We start from the raw sequence: 16,887 nt of genomic DNA, 5'->3' as shown, positions 1-16,887 counted from the left end.
AGTTGCTATCCTTCTTTATTTTACTCATCCCCCAAGGGGTGAGTTTTAATTGCTTCTCTTAGGGTTTCATCATCAACATGAATATATATTTGAGTAGTGCTTACATTTTCATGACCTAATATCTCCTGAAGAGTTTTAACATCTACACCACCATGCTTATGAAGTAGAGTTGCAGAGGTATGCCTTAATTTGTGAGGTGTGTATTTATCAGTATCGAGACCTGCTGCGCCTACATATTTTTTTATTATCCTCTCTACAGTACGTTTATTGATTCTTCTATATTTTCCACTTATAAATAGGGCTTCTTTATCTTCACTATGAACTTTATCTGCAATGTCATTTCTTACTGCAAGATATTTATTTATAGCCTTAATAGATGCTTTATTAAGGTATATAGTTCTTTCTTTATTTCCTTTACCAATGACAGTAAGGGTATCACCTTTAATATTAGCAATATCAATGCTACAAAGCTCTGATAGTCTCACGCCACAATTTAAGAATAGGGTAATTATACATAAATCCCTAGGTGAATTTTTATCTCTATTATTAGCTACAGCTAATAAGTCTCTACTTTCATCTAAAGTTAAGTAAATGGGAGAGCGCTTTCCTATTTTAGGACTTTCTAAATCTAAAGTAGGGTCTGTAGGTATAAGTTTAGCCTTAGAACATAAATAGTGAAAAAAGGACTTTAGCGAGGCAACTTTTCTTGCCTTTGCATAGGTTCCATTTTCTCTCATATTCTCTAAAAAGGATAGATAGGTGTAAAAATCAACCAATTCTAAATTCTTAAGATAATCAGAAGATATGTCATCAATAGGAATATTTTCGAAGATAGCATCTTTTGATAATTTAACTTCATTATTATGTACTTTAAGAAATTTAAAGAATAAAGTTAGGTCATAAGCGTAGGCAACTAAAGTATTGCTAGAAACACCTTTAACAGAAGAAAGGTAACTTAAATAATCCTTTAGTATTTTGGGTAGAGAATTATCTTGCATATAATTTATTTTAGAATCCATAAAATCCATTCCCCTTTAATTTTTATAGCATAATGTCGCGAAACTTACATTTCACGACATTAATTATTCGATGAAGAGAGGTGAAAATCCTTTAATTTTTTAAAATTGTTGTACAATGACAAAAAAGTTATTGCATAATAATAGATTCTATTGTGACATAAAAGTATGTATGTTCCTTTTAAAATACGTTTATGCACACACTTATATGTCAATTTTCTTATTACTATATACTTTTTATTAAAGTAGGTTTAATAAAATAACGTTAAAACTTCAACTATTAAATTAAATTTTCGATTTCTCCATTTATTTCTACTACTCTCCCCTTTTATCTGAAATATTTAAGCGTTATAACACGTATTAAATTAAAACTAACTACATTTTTGATTTTCAATTACTATGTATTAGTACAACTTTATAGAAAATAAGGAGTGAGCATAGTGATTAAAAAATATTCATGTACACTCCTTATTGAAAAATTGATTTAAAACTTTATTCTTTCGAGCAACTTTTATTGCAAAAATTGCCTTTTCACAGTATGCTTTCATGGTTTCTTCATAGTAGAAGTCTATCATTAATGTCGCATCAAAAAGTCAACGTTATTTATGGTATGGCTCGCCTTATATGTGAGCTTTTCTCTAATTATTTTCTAACGTAATGTAACCATTCCACTATCTAAGTTGTAACCCATTTTCATTAAGATAATTAATAAAAAGTTCTTTTACCTTAGTAATCTCATCAATTTGTAAAGTTCTATCACTATCACCAATAATCATTCTAATAGTAGTACTCTTCATGTTATCTGGAACATTTTTTCCTGAATAAGTGTCTATATAATTAGTTTGTATTATTAATGGATGGATGAATTTATTCACCAGGGATTCTATATCATCATAAAGCGTATTCATTGGAGTTAATATACTAAAATCAAGATAAGTTTCAGGGTACTTTGAAATTGCTTCATATTTAATTGGATTTTTTTCTACAGTATTAAGAAGCTCCAAATTAATGTCTATTACCTTTATAGTATGCTTTCTGCTGAATAATTTCAATGTAGAGGAAGGTATAGAATACACATAGCCTAATTTTACATCTTTATAGCTTATGCTAAGGCAATGCTCCTTATAGTCATTTTTTATTTGAATATACTTTCCATCAATATTTTTCGCAGTTTTTAATAAATATCTGCTAATTCCCTTGGTATAGCGATATAATTGCTCCTCATCTTTGCTGCTGTAAATTGCAGCAGTCAAATGTTTAGGTTGAGTTAATTTACCCTCATTCATTTTGAATACTCTTCCTATTTCAAAGATTTTAATTTCCTCAAAGCTTTTTCTATTGTCATAAATTATTTTGAGTAAATTAGGCAGCATATCACTTCTAAGGCTTTCATACTGCTTTACTCCAGAACTCACTATCTTCAAGGTATTTTTGTATCCATAGCCAAGTCTTTTAAGCCAATTGTTATCGTACCATGAGTAGGAATGAACCTCGTTGAAGTCAAATTTTTTCACTAATATATCCTTCAATAAATACTCCATATCCTTTATAGGATTTTTTATACCAGCAGCTACTTCTGCTTTATTAGGACTGCCTTTTATATTATCATAGCCATAAACTCTAAGAATTTCTTCTATTATGTCTGCTTTGCAGGTGATATCTTTTGTTGCCCTGAAGGTGGGCACTTTTATATAATATACATCCTCTTTCTCTTCTACCTCAAACTCCAAACTCTTTAGTATATTTATCACAGCAGTCTTATCAATGTTGTTTCCTAAATAAGTTTCTATATATTTATGGTCAATGCTAATATCTATAGACTTTACTTCATTAATAATATTATCGTACAGTGATGTTTCTACTTCTATTTCCGGCTGATACTTCTGAAGCAGTTTTAAAAATCTCCCAACAGCAACAGTAATAATTGTGGTATCTAAGAACTTTTCATATCTCACGCTTGCATCTGTTCTAATACCCAAGGATGAGGCAGTTTTTCTTACAGCTACCCCATCAAAAGTAGCAGATTCAAGAATTATTCCTTCTGTATTTTCACACACCTCTGACTCATATCCTCCTATTATGCCTGCTATGGCTAAAGGATTATTCTCACTGCATACCATTAATGTACCTTCAGGAATATCTATTTGCGAATTATCTAATGTACCGAACTGTATTGGCTGTTTTAAACTAGCTACTCCAATAGAATGGATATCTCTACTATTAAAAGTATGAAGAGGTTGACCTATATCAAGCATAACATAATTTGCAATATCTACTATAATATTAATTGGTCTAATGCCACAGTTACTTAATCTATCAGCAATAAACTCTGGCGATTTATTTGCCTTCACATTACCAATTTTAATTACAGAATATCTCAAAACCTTTTCTTTATCTTCAATATCGACATCTAAAGTCTTTTTACTAATGTCTTTTAGATGCTCTTCCTTTATATAATCTATACTTTTTAATTTCCTACCTGTGATTGCTGAAATTTCTCTTGCTATTCCATAATGGCACCATAAATCTGGTCTATTGGTTAAAGATTTATTATCTATTTCAATTATCACGTCATTATCTATATAATTTACTGCTTCTATCTCTGCAGTAGTAATTGTGAATTTACCTACAAGCCAATCAACATCTATATTTTTTATATCCACATAATCATTTATCCAATCTAATGATATCTTCATTTTTCTTCCTCCATTACTTATTTAAATTGCTTCATAATTTTCAAATTACCAGAGTTAAAACCTCTGATATCTGGTATTCCGTATTTCATCATTGCAAGTCTTGTAAGTCCAAGACCAAATGCAAAGCCTGTGTATTTTTCGCTGTCAATACCGCCATACTTTAATACATTGGGATGAACCATTCCACATGGCAGTAATTCTACCCAGCCAGAGTGTTTGCAGGTAGGACATCCTTTTCCACCGCAAATCTCACACTTTATATCAAGTTCAAAGCCAGGCTCTACAAACGGGAAATATCCTGGTCTAAGTCTCAACGTAATCTGCTTTTCAAATATTTTACTTAACATTGTTTCCATAGTATAAATAAGGTTTGCCACAGATATTCCCTCATCTATTACAATACCTTCAAGCTGGAAGAATGTATTTTCATGGGACGCATCAATATCCTCATTTCTGAAGCATCTTCCAGGAATAATAGCCTTTATTGGAGGTGAATACTGCTCCATTATATGCTGCTGTCCTGCTGAAGTCTGAGTCCTTAATACCATACCATTTTCTAGCCAATAGGTATCCTGCATATCTCTAGCTGGATGATATTTAGGAATATTTAAAGCTTCAAAGTTGTAGTAGTCTGTTTCAACCTCATTGGTATCAGCTATGAAGAAACCCATTTCCTTAAAAATTTCTTCAATATCCCTTTGAACAATTGTTATTGGATGATAAGTTCCCACCTCAAATTCCATCCCAGGGAGGGTTATATCAAATTTATTTTCCATGCTTCTGTTTTCAAGGTCAGTTTTTAGTTCTGATATTCTTTCTGTAATGTAGTTTTTAAGCTTATTTCCTTCAACACCTACAGCCTTTCTTTCTTCAGTACTAAAGCTGCTTAGTGACTTTAATATATTTGTTAATTCTCCATTCTTACCTAAAAATCTTATTCTCAGTGATTCCAGCTCTTCTATAGTTTTAATTTCTTCAAAAGCTCTCACTACCACTTCTTTTAAATGGTTAATTGACTCTGAGATTTTAATCCTCTCCTTTTAACTTTTTAAAAATAAAAAACCCCTCATCCTAAAAAGGACGAGAGGTTAAACTCACGCGGTACCACCTTATTTATCAATCATATTTGATATTCTAACACTATTTATAGAACACCTAATACAATTGACATCTCAAACAGATACTGGAATGAAATCCGATATCCTCTTTCTTATAACGGTGAAAGCTCCGTTTTACCTAATAAAATTTCAGCTTAAAACTCCAGAGGGAACTTCAAAGTAACTGCCACTGCAGGGTTCTCAGCCTCCCCCACTCTCTGTAAGCTTTAGATAAATTTACTTTCCTCTATCATAGTCATATCAATATTTATTTTTAATTATGTTAACATAATAATCCTTTGAAGTCAATATATTTTTAAAATTCAGATAAATTTTAATTTTTAATATTTATAATTTTTAGGTAGGCTTCTTGATTATTCTTATTATATTGAACAACATAATCAACTAATGGAGGTGAAATAAATGATTTAAAATCAATTATTTCATTGGGTTTGGTGGCTTTTATGTTAATAGCATAAGTAACCCAATTGTTATAATGCCTTATCAATAGATTGCTTAAAATACGTTCAAAACTATCAACTAATACACCATAATCATCTAATGCTATATATTCATTTTTTCCATAAGAATTAAAATACATGCGAAATTCATTGCTAACATATTTATAAAAAAGTGTTCCAGTTATATTCACTTTTATTGAAACCAAAGGATCATCACTACCCCTATTTGTCTTTCTAGTGTGAATATGGTCATAATCCTCATGCCCTTCTATATCTCTTCTCCACATTATGTAAGCAAATACTTCTGCATCAATATTTTTGTAATAAAGTTCTTCACTAGATAATTTATCTTTAAAATAGTCAAAGAAAAAATATAACTTTAGACTTTTATAAATATTTATGGAATTTTTTTTAATATGATACTTTCTTCTGATATGTTTTGCTATACCCTTAATTATTTCTATATATTCATTCATCATAATGAATGAATATCCATCATAAATACTGTCACTAAATTTAGGTATAGTACTATGCTTCAGACTGACTTTAAACTTTATTGCATTATTTGGTAACTCCTTTGATTTTACTATTTCCAAAAAAGCTTTAACACTAGTATTAAATAGAGTACTTTTTAAATCATGAACTAAAAACCAAATGAATGAAGGATAGAAATATATAATACCTTCTTTAGAACTAGGAAATTTGCTTTTTCCAATAGAATCAATTATTTTATTATTAATACTCAGATTCGTCCATGCTCTAAATATGTCAATTGGTGTTTTGTCTAAAATATAATTATACTCACAAGTACATTTTAATCCATGTTTATAATCAGAATAATCTATAACGTAGTATGATTCTCTTTCGCAATTAGGGCATTTAGTTTGTAAATAAACATTTATCAAAGAAAATCAGCTGATTACATATAGAATGATATCCATTTTTAATACACTCAGGACAGTACCTCCATGTTCTTACCATATATTTTTTAAAGTCTGGTGCATTATAGATACAACCTAAGAATTCTTCTAATTCATCGTGAGTCTTCTTAAAAACATCTATATTTAATATCTTAGTTAATGTTTTTAAATCAATGTTATTATTACATGCATACATACTAGGATAAATGTAAATAGTGTTTCGTTTTGACTTAGCCTCTATAATCTTTGAAAAATTTCTATCAGTGATTGCATTTGCATATTTAAATTTTTCAACACTTCCCCAAATTGATTCATAAGGTAGAATCCAATTACGCTTCCATGTATATGCCATATTTTTGCTCCTGTGATATTATTATTATTTATTTAAACATACTATTGTATATCTCGGCCTCAATATATCCTGAGGAATTAATTGCTTCTTCCCAATTTGAAATACTTGGCCAATGTACCCCCTTACCATTTCCCTTACCCTGGATTTTGGTTGTATTATATATTTAATTATTTTTCTATAATTTCTTTCTTATAACTATCATACATTTTTGAAATGGAAATATAAATCATTAATATATATCCTAAAATAAATAGGTAGTTTAAATTTAGTAATATATCTATTACTCCAAATACCTTAGAAGATGTAGATACTATATAGGCTACAGCTACTATTATAAAAGGCATTAAAGAAATAAAACTAAATAATATTTTCTTTTTTTCTCTTTGGAGTATTTTTTCTAATAATTTTTCATCCATACCTATAGCTTTATATAGTAAAAATTCATCTCGCCTTGTTAAAAATAGATTATAAAAAGAGAAATAGCAGTTTGAAAATCCTACTACTACAAAGAATATACTAAAGAATACTGCTAATATATTTCCTATTACACTTCTCTTTTTAACTAACATTTCTTCATCTAATTCTGATACTAAACCATAGTCGTTTTCTTTGAAATATTCTAAGGAAATATTATTAATACTATTTTGTACTTCCTTTATATTATCAGTCTTAACTGAAATATATTCATATTTATCTAAATCTGCTATTCTTAAGAAATTACTGAAAAGTTCTATATACTGAGATTTAGACATACATACATTTAATCTATTTTTCCTAATATTATAGTCAAATAAAGGTTTATCTATTTTATCCTCTACATTTAATTTAAATTCATATCCTCTAGTATCTAGAATACTTCCATATTCTGAAAGAGATAGTTCCTTTACATCATCTTTCAAAAACTTTATATCTTTCATTTTTGATGCTGGGACATTAAAATCATCTCCCATAGTATTTAAAACAATCACTTTATTTCCTATATAATCATCTGGATTTAAACCTTTTTCTAAAACCAACTCTCTAAACTTCTCATCTTCTATTCCAAATAATTCTACTTTAATATTTTCTAAAGATATTATTTCTTCCTCTAAATTACTTAAACTTTCTGTACTTTTATATTCATCAGAAACTAGATTATTATCAAAATCCAAATATACAGATTCTTTTCTAAAGTTTACTAACTCATCTATATCTAAGAATTTAATACTTTTTATCAACTCTTCATTTAATGGATTTAAGGTTGCATATTGACCTTGAATACCATAAGTTGCATATTTATTTACACGGTTGTATTTTTCATCTATAGAGTAGTAGGTAATTACCGTCATTATAAATGCCATTAATAGAAATCCTATTTTTAAAGTTACACCTGTAAATCTAAAATTATGCTTACTGTTTTTATAAAATTGCTTTGAAAGATCTTTTTCTATATTTCCAGTGTATTTTAAATCATATTTTCTATAGCTTTTGCTTTTTATATTTCTCTTCAATCCATTTAATATGGAGTTTTTCTTAAGTTTTTTAATTGGTTTTTTAGTACTTAAATATATTATTAAAAAACTTAAAATATATACAAAAGCTACAAGTTTAAAATCAAACTTTAAATTTAAATACATATTGTTTGAAAATGATTCCTTTGCATTTGAAAAATATTTTTCGACTCTACTTATAATTATAAAAAGTAATTTTACTAATCCCAAAGAAGAAAGTATCCCTAATAATATTGGAATTTGTGATGTATATATAGCCTTTAATCTTATTATTTTATTTATATCTTTATTTGTAGCTCCAATAGATTTAAGTTTTGAATACTCTACAATAGACTTTGATTCTTGAACTAAAAATAAATTTACAATTATTGAATAGAAAAGGACTATTAATATTATAAATAGAACAAAAAGTATAACCTGAAAAGTATGGTCTTTTAATAAATCATCTTCTGGATCAAATACAAAGGCCCTATCTAAATATGTTAAATTATAATTATAGGTAATATTCTCAGTCTCTAAGTTTTCTACAACTTGTTCACTTAAGCTATATGTTCTAAATATATTTTTATACCATATAAAAGGTGACAGTTCTTCTCCACTTTGTAAAAGAGCATCTTGACTAACTTTTAAAAATATATTGTAAAATTCCTGATATTCATAAGTCGTATCGTAATATATACCTGATATTTTATATATATTTCCTCCAAATTCTATATCATCTTCTGAGTTTTTCCCTATTTCTCTAGCCATATCGTTACTTATCATGACTTCTCCATCTTTAGGAAGTTCCCCTTCTTTTAGCCATGATTTAATAGTAGATAATGCATTATCATCCATTTTAAATAATTTAGTTTTTCCTTTAGAACCAAATCCTTCTTCTACTTCTCTTGTATTAAAGAAACCAACTTTTTTTATATGCCTATTTGCAATTAAGTTATTTGAATCCTTACTTGAAATTCTATTTACAATTCTAAAATGATAGCCTCCTGTACTTTCTGCGATTGTATCTCTATAAGACTTATAATAAGAAGATACTCCAAATATGAAAGTAGATAGTATTAATACGGCTAAAAATATAGTAATTATTGTTGAATTATAACTTTTCCTATTATTCTTAATATCTCCTTTTACATATTCTTTTAAAATACTCATCTTATCACCTCGTCGTTTACAACAAGGCCATCTTCCATTGTAATTATTCTATCAGCTGCTAAGGCTACCTCTTCATCATGGGTTACTATTATCATTGTTTGATTGTACTTTAAATTTGATAACCTAAAAAGTTCTATTATATCTCTAGCATTTTTCTTGTCTAGATTTCCTGTTGGCTCATCAGCTAAAACTATACTTGGCTTATATATTAGACTTCTAGCTATAGCCACTCTCTGCTGTTGTCCTCCAGATAGTTTGTCAGGAAAAATCTTTAATCTATTATCAATTCCTAAACTACTTACTAATTCTTTAAAATATTCCATATCCACTTCTTTATCATCCATTAAAACTGGTAATTTTATATTATTTTCAACTGAAAGATTAGGTATTAGATTGAAAAACTGATATATAATTCCTAACTGTCTTCTTCTATAAAGAGCTAAGCTATTTTCATCTAATCTTGATATATCACTATTTTCAACGATTATGCTTCCATCTGTATCTTTATCTATTCCTGAAATTAAATTTAAAAGAGTAGACTTTCCACAGCCACTTGGACCCATTATGGCAATCATCTGTCCTCTTTCTATAGATAGATTAATATTCCTTAAGGCTTCTACCTTTGTTTCTCCTTCACCATATATCTTTTTTAAATTTTCAATTTTTAATATTTCCATTTTATTACCTCCTTGTAAACGCTATTATAAAAGTTAACCACTTTCAATCAATTCGCTAGCGAATTAGTTTACCACCTTGAAATATATTCCTGTAAGATTTAAGGGTATCAAAAATTCTTACAAGGAGATGAAAGGTGTGATTGTTGAAGTGGATTTATACTATAAAATCCGTACCCTCCATGGAGATGGAGAATCTATTCGGGCTATATCTCGAAGGCTTGTTGTTTCAAGACTAGCCGTCAAAAAGTATTGTCAAGGCAATACGCATCCCGATGTACGCAAGCGTATAACCGTGAATCTGATGTCATTACTGATGATGTCAGAAACTTTTTTATTGATTGTCTTAATGAAGACAAGGAGCAGAAGTTGACAAAACAGCAACGTACTGCAAAACGTATTTATGACCGTCTTGTTTCAGAGAAAAACTTCAAAGGCGGTGAATCTACAATCCGAAATGCAGTGAAGGCTCTTCGGATGGAAGTTGTTGTTCCTCCACAAGCGATGTCCCTTTAGAATATGATCATGGTGATGCTATCCAGATTGACTGGGATTAATCTACCGTCTACATGGTACTATGTCAAGAAAAATCACAAATTAAAAGTGGAAAGTTATCTGATAACCGTGTTGTAAAAATATATTTATTTTTGGCTGACTTCTTGTTATTTCGCTACTTTTGTATATTCTTTTTCATATTGATTTGGAGACAAATATCCACAGCTCTCTTTTCGAGTCGCTATATCAGAAGGTAATCGTTTTCTCCAGGCGTTATAACCTAATATTGAAACGCCTAAATATTTCAACATTCCGCTGACACAAACCCGGCGCTATCCACTGAGTTTATCCTGTTTTGCAGCAACTTCTGTATAAATAGCTTCTGTCATCTTCCCAGAATGCTGATTGTTTTTTTTATAACATCAAGTGCATCCTGCACATCACGCAGTTTCTTTTGAGCCGTGCGATTTCCTTTGCTTCATCGCTTGAATAATTACCGGATCCTCTTGTAGGGACTTCCCCTTTGTGTTCTTTTGCTGCATTTACCAAGTTGCTCAATGCAGACTTACTTATTCCTAGATTCTTATTACAACCATTCATACCTAGTTCTCTATGTCCATTGTAATAAGACACTGCATCTTCTTTAAAGTTCTGCGTACTGTACGCCCATGTTAAGTTCCTCCATCTTGTATTAATTGTAACAATTTATTAGGAACTTTCCACATTTAAAAGCAACGTGGTAAAAAAACTCATTGACGTTTACACCTCCTATATATAGATAATATAATATGAACATGACATCTAAGTGACATTATAAAACTTAACTTAAAATATAAGACTGCTGTTACTTATCTTTATTTTCTTATACATTGGACTTGATATAAATGCTATACCTCTTTACTTATAGTATTGTTTAAAAGTAAAAAAATTGTATTTGTTTTATACTCTTATAAAACAAATACAATTTAGATTAATAATCTTTAAGTTCTTCATATAATTTAAAAGAATCTAATAAATTATATTGGGGAGTTGTTGAATCTCCATCAGCTCCTGCAGTAACTACTATATATTCTCTACCATTAACTGTACCGAAGCTAACTAAGCATAAACCTGCTTCTTCTGTATATCCTGTTTTTCCTCCCTGTATATAATCCTTATTTAGATTTAGATCATTTCTCATTTGTAAAAGTCTGTTATAAACTATATGTTTAGTAAAAATTCCATTTAATCCATAAGCACTATATTCTTTAGTCGTTATTATTTTTTTAAATTTATTATTCTTTAATGCATAATCAAAAAGCAAGGCTATGTCTTGAGTTGTACTGTAGTTTTCACTATCTGTAATTCCTGTTGAATTTGAAAAATGAGTATTCACCATACCTATTTCCATTGCTTTTTTATTCATTAGTTCTGTGAAACTCTCTTCACTGTAAGAAACTTCCCTTGCAAGAGCTATACTAGACTCTCCACCAGATTCCAGTAAAATTCCATATATAAGGTCTATAACTTTAGGTTTATCTCCTTCTTCAAATCCTGAAACACTTAATCCATTTGTATTACAATAGTTTATTATATCTCCTGTTATTTCTACTCTTCTATTTAAGTTTTTAACATTTTCTAAACCTATTATTGCTGTCATAACTTTAGTCATAGAAGCTGGATGAATTCTATCTTGAGGATTTTTCCCCATAATAACTGTATTCGTATCTTTATCTATAACAGTTGCATTTCTAGATTTAATATCTTCATATGAATTATAATTATCATCTAAAGTATGATTGCTTACAGTATAATCCGTATTTGATTCTATTTTCCCTAGATTAGAAAATGTTGTTGATAAAAACGGTCTACATTTCAATAATGCCATTAATAATATTAAAATTAAAGCAATCCTTATAAATCCATTTTTCGTTCTTCTCACATTAACCACCCTTTTATAAAATTGTTTTAAATGATTTTCAAATAAATCATCTTCTTAAAAATATAAAAGACCTGTCTGAATATACTTTTATATCATATAAAAGGTGAAAGTTATTTTTCACTTTCTAAGATACTATCCTAATTTATGCTTAAAGATACTATGTCTTTTTATATTCTCATTTTATTACCTCCTATAGCTAGAGAATATAATATGAAAGTGACATCTAAGTGACATTGTAAAATTTAATTTGAAATGTAAGTCCATTGTCATTATAGACTTTTATTTCCCCATTATGATTTTCTATTATTGTTTTTGAAAGATTTAGTCCTATTCCATAGCCTGGCATAGATGTATTTCCCCTATAAAATCTATGAAAAATTCTATTTATCATTTCTTCTTCTAAACCCTTTCCATTGTCCTTTATCTTTATTTCATTGTATATGGGGTTAGATATAAATTCTATTTCTACCTTGTCTAAAGTATACTCTAAAGAGTTTTTTATTATATTTAAAAACCCTTCATAAAGCCAGACTTCATCTCCTAAAACCTTAAAGTCTACTCCAACATACTCTACTTCAATAGCTTTTTCTCTATTTAAACTATTGACAACATCTTCTACCATTTCCCTTATAGAAAGCTCTTCATATTTATAATCTATAGTATTTGAATTTACTTTAGATAGTTTTAAAAGTACTTCTGTAAAGTTTTTCAGTCTATCAAGCTCTAAATTTAATTTTTCTAAATATATATCTGTATTCTCTCTATCTGTTGATATTAACTCTGTCATAAAACCTATTGAAGTTATAGGTGTTTTAAGTTGATGCGCTATATTTGATAGGTCTATTTTTAAATTGGATTTCTGTCTTCTTGCTTCCTCTTCTAGAGATTTTAAATTTACTATAATCTTATATATTTCATTTCGCAAAATACTGTACTCATCATCATCTTTTATTTCTATAGAATAATCTCCTTTATTTATATTTATTAAAAGCTCTTCTAACTCCTTAATCTTAAATTCAAGTTCTCTATCTTTCTTTCTATTAAATAAAATATAAATACCGTATATTATTCCAGAAATAATAAAAGCTAATATAAACCCATATAGCTTATGGGTAAATATACTTTTATTGTAATAACCTAGTGAATTTAAAGTAGCTTTACTATCTAGGCCTTTAATATCTAAAATATTTGAAATTGTTCTGTAAAAATATCTATCCAGTCCATTTATTAAAAAGCTAATAATTAAAACTATTATTAAAAAAAAGATCACCTTAATCCCTCACAAATCTATAGCCAATCCCTCTAACAGTTTCTACTACATAGCTATAGTCCTTTAATTTTTTTCTAAGTCTTTTAACTGCTGCAGAAAGAGTATTATCTTCTACAAAATCTCCATCTATATCCCAAACTAACTCTAAGATTTTATCTCTACTTAAAGTATTTCCTCTATTTTCTAAAAGAAGTTTTAGAACCTCATATTCCTTTAAAGTTAAATTTATATTTTCTCCCCCTAAAAAGCATGTGTAGTTTTTTTGATCTAATACCAGACCTTTATAGTTTAGTTTTCCTTCTACTCCATCTACTCGCCTTAAAATACTTTCTATTTTAGCCTTAAGTACAGGAAGTCTAAAAGGTTTAGTTATATATCCATCTGAGAGATTTAATCCTTTTACTATATCTTCTTCAGAATCATTTACTGTTAAAAATACCACTGGAGTAGATTCTATATTAAATATTCTTAAAAAATCAAACCCTGTTCCATCTGGTAAATTTATATCTAAAAGAACTAAATCAAAATTATAGTCAAATATTTCCTTTGATTCATCAATTGTTCTTGCAACTTTAACTATGTAATTATTATTTTCCAAATAAGTTTTAATTCCAAAACAAACATTTTCGTCATCTTCAAGTAAAAATATTTTCATTAAATTCCACCTTAATTATTACGTATTTATCCTATAGATAAATCATAGTTCACTTTCATATTAAGCTATAATTTCATATACTTGTACTAATTTTATCTTCTAATTAAAGTATATCACTACTTATTCCCATTACCTCCACTACTTCGTAATAATTGTAATTCCGACCATTAACAGAAAGTATACTTAAAATTTATCCTATAGTTTTTTATTATATTTCATAGGTATTCATCTTTAAAATATGGATTTTATTTAGCTATCTCTTTGCGCTATTGAGTTATCTCTATGATTATTTATCTTTCAAACTCTACAAAATCTACTAAATTTATAACTATAAGTTTTCTCATAACTGTATACGCTATTAATCCCATATTGGCATCTCATCATTATTTTATATAATGACTTTGAGATATGAATTTCTATATATAAAGTTTTTAATTGTTGATGTTGCTATTGTTTCAATATCCATAAACTCCCTAGCATAACTTTCTATACTTAAAATTTATCACTATTTACTTAGTTGCCTCTATCTGTATGAAATAGAGTAATATTATCTAATTTAGTTTTATCTCTTGCAAATGCTCTATAAACTAGAGGTGCATCTTTATTAGGCCCAGCCACCATAGCCACTTATTTCTCTATTAAATAGGTTGACTAAGAAACATATATAATTCCATCTAACGTATGTTAAATCACTTACTACAGTTTTATAAGGTTCATCTGTATTTAATCTTCTATTTAGTTCATTAGAAACCTTTGATTCATTGCATTTATCCACATGAGGCTTGTACTGAGCTACTGTATAGTTTGATACTAATCATTACTCTACCTATTTTTTCTTCTAAATACTATATAACCTGCTTTTTAAGCTCAACTTTAATTTTTCTATTACCATAGTTATTTCTACTTGATTTAAATATATCTATAACTTTTGGTATTGTTTCATTTGTAGAGCTCTTATCTTTTGATTCATAGTAATAAGTACTTCTAGGAATTTGTAGCACTTTGCACATTGCTGATACACTGTATTTGTACGGATTATTCTTAATCACATTTACTTTCGTCCTAATATCAGCGCTGCTTGCTTTAAAATATCATTCTTCATTTTTATATGTTGGTTTTCTTTCTTTAATTTTATTAGTTAATTTTCTTCTGGAGAACGATTAACTTTTTCTTTAAAAGAACCAGTGATTTGGCTGCTTTTAATCCAAGAATTAAAAGCAGTAGGTGTTAAATCATATTCAACCACAATATCTTTTTTTAGGCTTACCACTTTCGTATAGCTTCACCATTTGTTCTCTGAATTCAGGGGTATAGGTTCTTCTTTCTCTCTTTGTCATATAAACGATTCCACTTTTAATATATTGATATTATTTTACATTACCTTAATTTAGTTGTCTAGTTTATTGTAACCTATCCTCCTGTATTAATTTTTATATTATGTTCATTAATTTTAGATTTATTACTGCTCTTTTTCTATTTAGATAAACATTTTTATCAATTTCTGATAGGTTATCAACCAAAACTTTTGACCATGTACTTGTATTACATAGTTGAGGATTAAACATAATTTCCTCCCTTGGTATCAGAATGAAATAAAGTACTAACTTTAATGTCATATTCTTTTTTCTATGGTAGAAATAGTATTATGTCCACATTTTAATGTCATTTATACATTATATACCCAAGTATATGTCACAATTTTCTTGACATATACTTGGGTATATAAAAATTTTATTATTAAGTTATAATAGTAAAAAAGATGTTAAACTCCTAGATACTCTAGATTTTCAACACCTCTTATAGAAAAGTATTTATGTAATAACTTTTATGTCACTAGACAATTTCTTTTCTATTTTTATTTTATTCTCTAAAATTTTATTCTCTACATTACTTATACAATCAATTAAATGTATTTTTAAAGATCCACTTCCCTGAGATTTTTCTACTATTTTACTATAAGCAAGTTCACCACATACTCCCATAATACCTAAAGCAGTTACGGTAGCATCTAATAGTTTATCTGGATTAGCACCAACTAAAACTCCTATAATCGATGAAAGCATACATCCTGTTCCTGTTATATTTCTCATGGATGGATGCCCATTTCTAATAATATATACCAAATCTTTATCTGCAACTATATCTATAGCTCCTGTAATGGCTATAATTGCCCCTAGATCTGTAGAAAGCTGTGTAGCTAGACCAATTGCACCTTCAATGTTATCTTCAGTTATAGTCTCAATTTCACTAGCATCTACACCTTTACATATTGTCTTTTTATTTCCTATGGTTTTTATTTCGGAAATATTTCCTTTGATAACTTGAAAATCCACAGTGTTTAAAAGCTCCTTTAGAGCCTGTTGTCTAAAGGAGGATGCACCAACACCTACAGGATCTAATATTACAGGATGCTTTAATTTATTAGCTCTCCTCCCTGCTTTAATCATGGCTTCTAATGTTCTTAGATTTAAAGTTCCTAAATTCATCACTAAGGCATTGCTTAAGGTGGTTATCTCCTCTACTTCCTCTGGATCATCAGCCATAATAGGAGAACCTCCACAAGCTAAAGTTATATTTGCACAATCATTAGCTGCTACATAATTAGTTATATTGTGCACTAGTGGGTTAGTTTTTTTTGCTATATCTAAAATATCTTTAATCATTTAATCCCCTCTCTATTAATATTTA

Annotated in this window: 14 protein-coding genes and 1 other annotated feature; all 14 genes read right to left on the bottom strand. The window is 28.5% G+C overall.

The window, feature by feature from the left end:
* Nucleotides 1-20: 20 nt before the first annotated feature.
* The 14 genes from ABDZ93_RS01845 to thiM all read right to left on the bottom strand — a co-directional run bounded on the left by ABDZ93_RS01845 (nucleotide 21) and on the right by thiM (nucleotide 16,862).
* Complete coding sequence (locus ABDZ93_RS01845) at nucleotides 21-1,019, bottom strand: tyrosine recombinase XerC (protein ID WP_343823099.1); 999 nt, start codon at nucleotides 1,017-1,019, stop codon at nucleotides 21-23.
* 668 nt (nucleotides 1,020-1,687) lie between these two features.
* On the bottom strand, nucleotides 1,688-3,712 hold the full coding sequence (gene pheT / locus ABDZ93_RS01840) for a phenylalanine--tRNA ligase subunit beta (protein ID WP_343823097.1): 2,025 nt from the start codon (nucleotides 3,710-3,712) through the stop codon (nucleotides 1,688-1,690).
* Nucleotides 3,713-3,729: 17 nt separating this feature from the next.
* On the bottom strand, nucleotides 3,730-4,707 hold the full coding sequence (pheS, locus tag ABDZ93_RS01835) for a phenylalanine--tRNA ligase subunit alpha (protein ID WP_343823095.1): 978 nt from the start codon (nucleotides 4,705-4,707) through the stop codon (nucleotides 3,730-3,732).
* A 78-nt stretch (nucleotides 4,708-4,785) separates the two neighbouring features.
* Nucleotides 4,786-5,072: a binding site (T-box leader), on the bottom strand.
* A gap of 71 nt (nucleotides 5,073-5,143) precedes the next feature.
* Nucleotides 5,144-6,175 carry a hypothetical protein gene (locus tag ABDZ93_RS01830; RefSeq protein WP_343823093.1) on the bottom strand — a complete coding sequence of 344 codons (1,032 nt, stop codon included), beginning with the start codon at nucleotides 6,173-6,175 and terminating at the stop codon, nucleotides 5,144-5,146.
* Nucleotides 6,150-6,542, bottom strand: coding sequence for a hypothetical protein (locus ABDZ93_RS01825; RefSeq protein ID WP_343823091.1), 393 nt, complete (start codon nucleotides 6,540-6,542; stop codon nucleotides 6,150-6,152). Before ABDZ93_RS01825 ends, ABDZ93_RS01830 begins: the two co-directional genes overlap by 26 nt.
* A gap of 167 nt (nucleotides 6,543-6,709) precedes the next feature.
* On the bottom strand, nucleotides 6,710-9,184 hold the full coding sequence (locus tag ABDZ93_RS01820; RefSeq protein ID WP_343823089.1) for an FtsX-like permease family protein: 2,475 nt from the start codon (nucleotides 9,182-9,184) through the stop codon (nucleotides 6,710-6,712).
* Nucleotides 9,181-9,861, bottom strand: coding sequence for an ABC transporter ATP-binding protein (locus ABDZ93_RS01815; protein WP_343823087.1), 681 nt, complete (start codon nucleotides 9,859-9,861; stop codon nucleotides 9,181-9,183). Before ABDZ93_RS01815 ends, ABDZ93_RS01820 begins: the two co-directional genes overlap by 4 nt.
* Nucleotides 9,862-11,323: 1,462 nt before the next feature.
* Complete coding sequence (locus ABDZ93_RS01810; protein ID WP_343823086.1) at nucleotides 11,324-12,274, bottom strand: D-alanyl-D-alanine carboxypeptidase family protein; 951 nt, start codon at nucleotides 12,272-12,274, stop codon at nucleotides 11,324-11,326.
* A 223-nt stretch (nucleotides 12,275-12,497) separates the two neighbouring features.
* Nucleotides 12,498-13,544, bottom strand: coding sequence for a sensor histidine kinase (locus ABDZ93_RS01805; RefSeq protein ID WP_343823084.1), 1,047 nt, complete (start codon nucleotides 13,542-13,544; stop codon nucleotides 12,498-12,500).
* A gap of 1 nt (nucleotide 13,545) precedes the next feature.
* Nucleotides 13,546-14,199: a response regulator transcription factor gene (locus tag ABDZ93_RS01800; protein ID WP_343823082.1), complete on the bottom strand. Its 654-nt coding sequence runs from the start codon at nucleotides 14,197-14,199 to the stop codon at nucleotides 13,546-13,548.
* Nucleotides 14,200-14,803: 604 nt separating this feature from the next.
* Entirely contained in the window at nucleotides 14,804-14,974 is a 171-nt protein-coding gene (locus tag ABDZ93_RS01795; RefSeq protein WP_343823081.1) for a hypothetical protein, read from the bottom strand.
* Between the two features lie 70 nt (nucleotides 14,975-15,044).
* A complete protein-coding gene (locus tag ABDZ93_RS01790) occupies nucleotides 15,045-15,248 on the bottom strand; it encodes a hypothetical protein (protein ID WP_343823079.1) in 204 nt (67 codons plus the stop codon).
* A 381-nt stretch (nucleotides 15,249-15,629) separates the two neighbouring features.
* Nucleotides 15,630-15,764 (bottom strand): hypothetical protein, encoded by a 135-nt coding sequence (locus tag ABDZ93_RS01785; RefSeq protein WP_343823078.1) that lies wholly within the window; start codon nucleotides 15,762-15,764, stop codon nucleotides 15,630-15,632.
* Between the two features lie 246 nt (nucleotides 15,765-16,010).
* Nucleotides 16,011-16,862 (bottom strand): hydroxyethylthiazole kinase, encoded by an 852-nt coding sequence (thiM, locus tag ABDZ93_RS01780; protein ID WP_343823077.1) that lies wholly within the window; start codon nucleotides 16,860-16,862, stop codon nucleotides 16,011-16,013.
* Nucleotides 16,863-16,887: the final 25 nt, after the last annotated feature.

Source organism: Clostridium subterminale (assembly GCF_039521425.1).
Classification (GTDB): domain Bacteria; phylum Bacillota; class Clostridia; order Clostridiales; family Clostridiaceae; genus Clostridium_J; species Clostridium_J subterminale.
The sequence above is the reverse complement of the archived record's forward strand: the minus strand, read 5'-3'. Positions and strand labels throughout refer to the sequence as shown.

Bases quoted from the DNA above. Each gene is read 5' to 3' on its own strand.
- ABDZ93_RS01845 (WP_343823099.1), bottom strand. From the start codon at position 1,019: ATGGATTCTAAAATAAATTATATGCAAGATAATTCTCTACCCAAAATA.
- pheT (WP_343823097.1), bottom strand. From the start codon at position 3,712: ATGAAGATATCATTAGATTGGATAAATGATTATGTGGATATAAAAAAT.
- ABDZ93_RS01825 (WP_343823091.1), bottom strand. From the start codon at position 6,542: ATGGCATATACATGGAAGCGTAATTGGATTCTACCTTATGAATCAATT.
- ABDZ93_RS01820 (WP_343823089.1), bottom strand. From the start codon at position 9,184: ATGAGTATTTTAAAAGAATATGTAAAAGGAGATATTAAGAATAATAGG.
- ABDZ93_RS01815 (WP_343823087.1), bottom strand. From the start codon at position 9,861: ATGGAAATATTAAAAATTGAAAATTTAAAAAAGATATATGGTGAAGGA.
- ABDZ93_RS01800 (WP_343823082.1), bottom strand. From the start codon at position 14,199: ATGAAAATATTTTTACTTGAAGATGACGAAAATGTTTGTTTTGGAATT.
- ABDZ93_RS01785 (WP_343823078.1), bottom strand. From the start codon at position 15,764: ATGTTTAATCCTCAACTATGTAATACAAGTACATGGTCAAAAGTTTTG.
- thiM (WP_343823077.1), bottom strand. From the start codon at position 16,862: ATGATTAAAGATATTTTAGATATAGCAAAAAAAACTAACCCACTAGTG.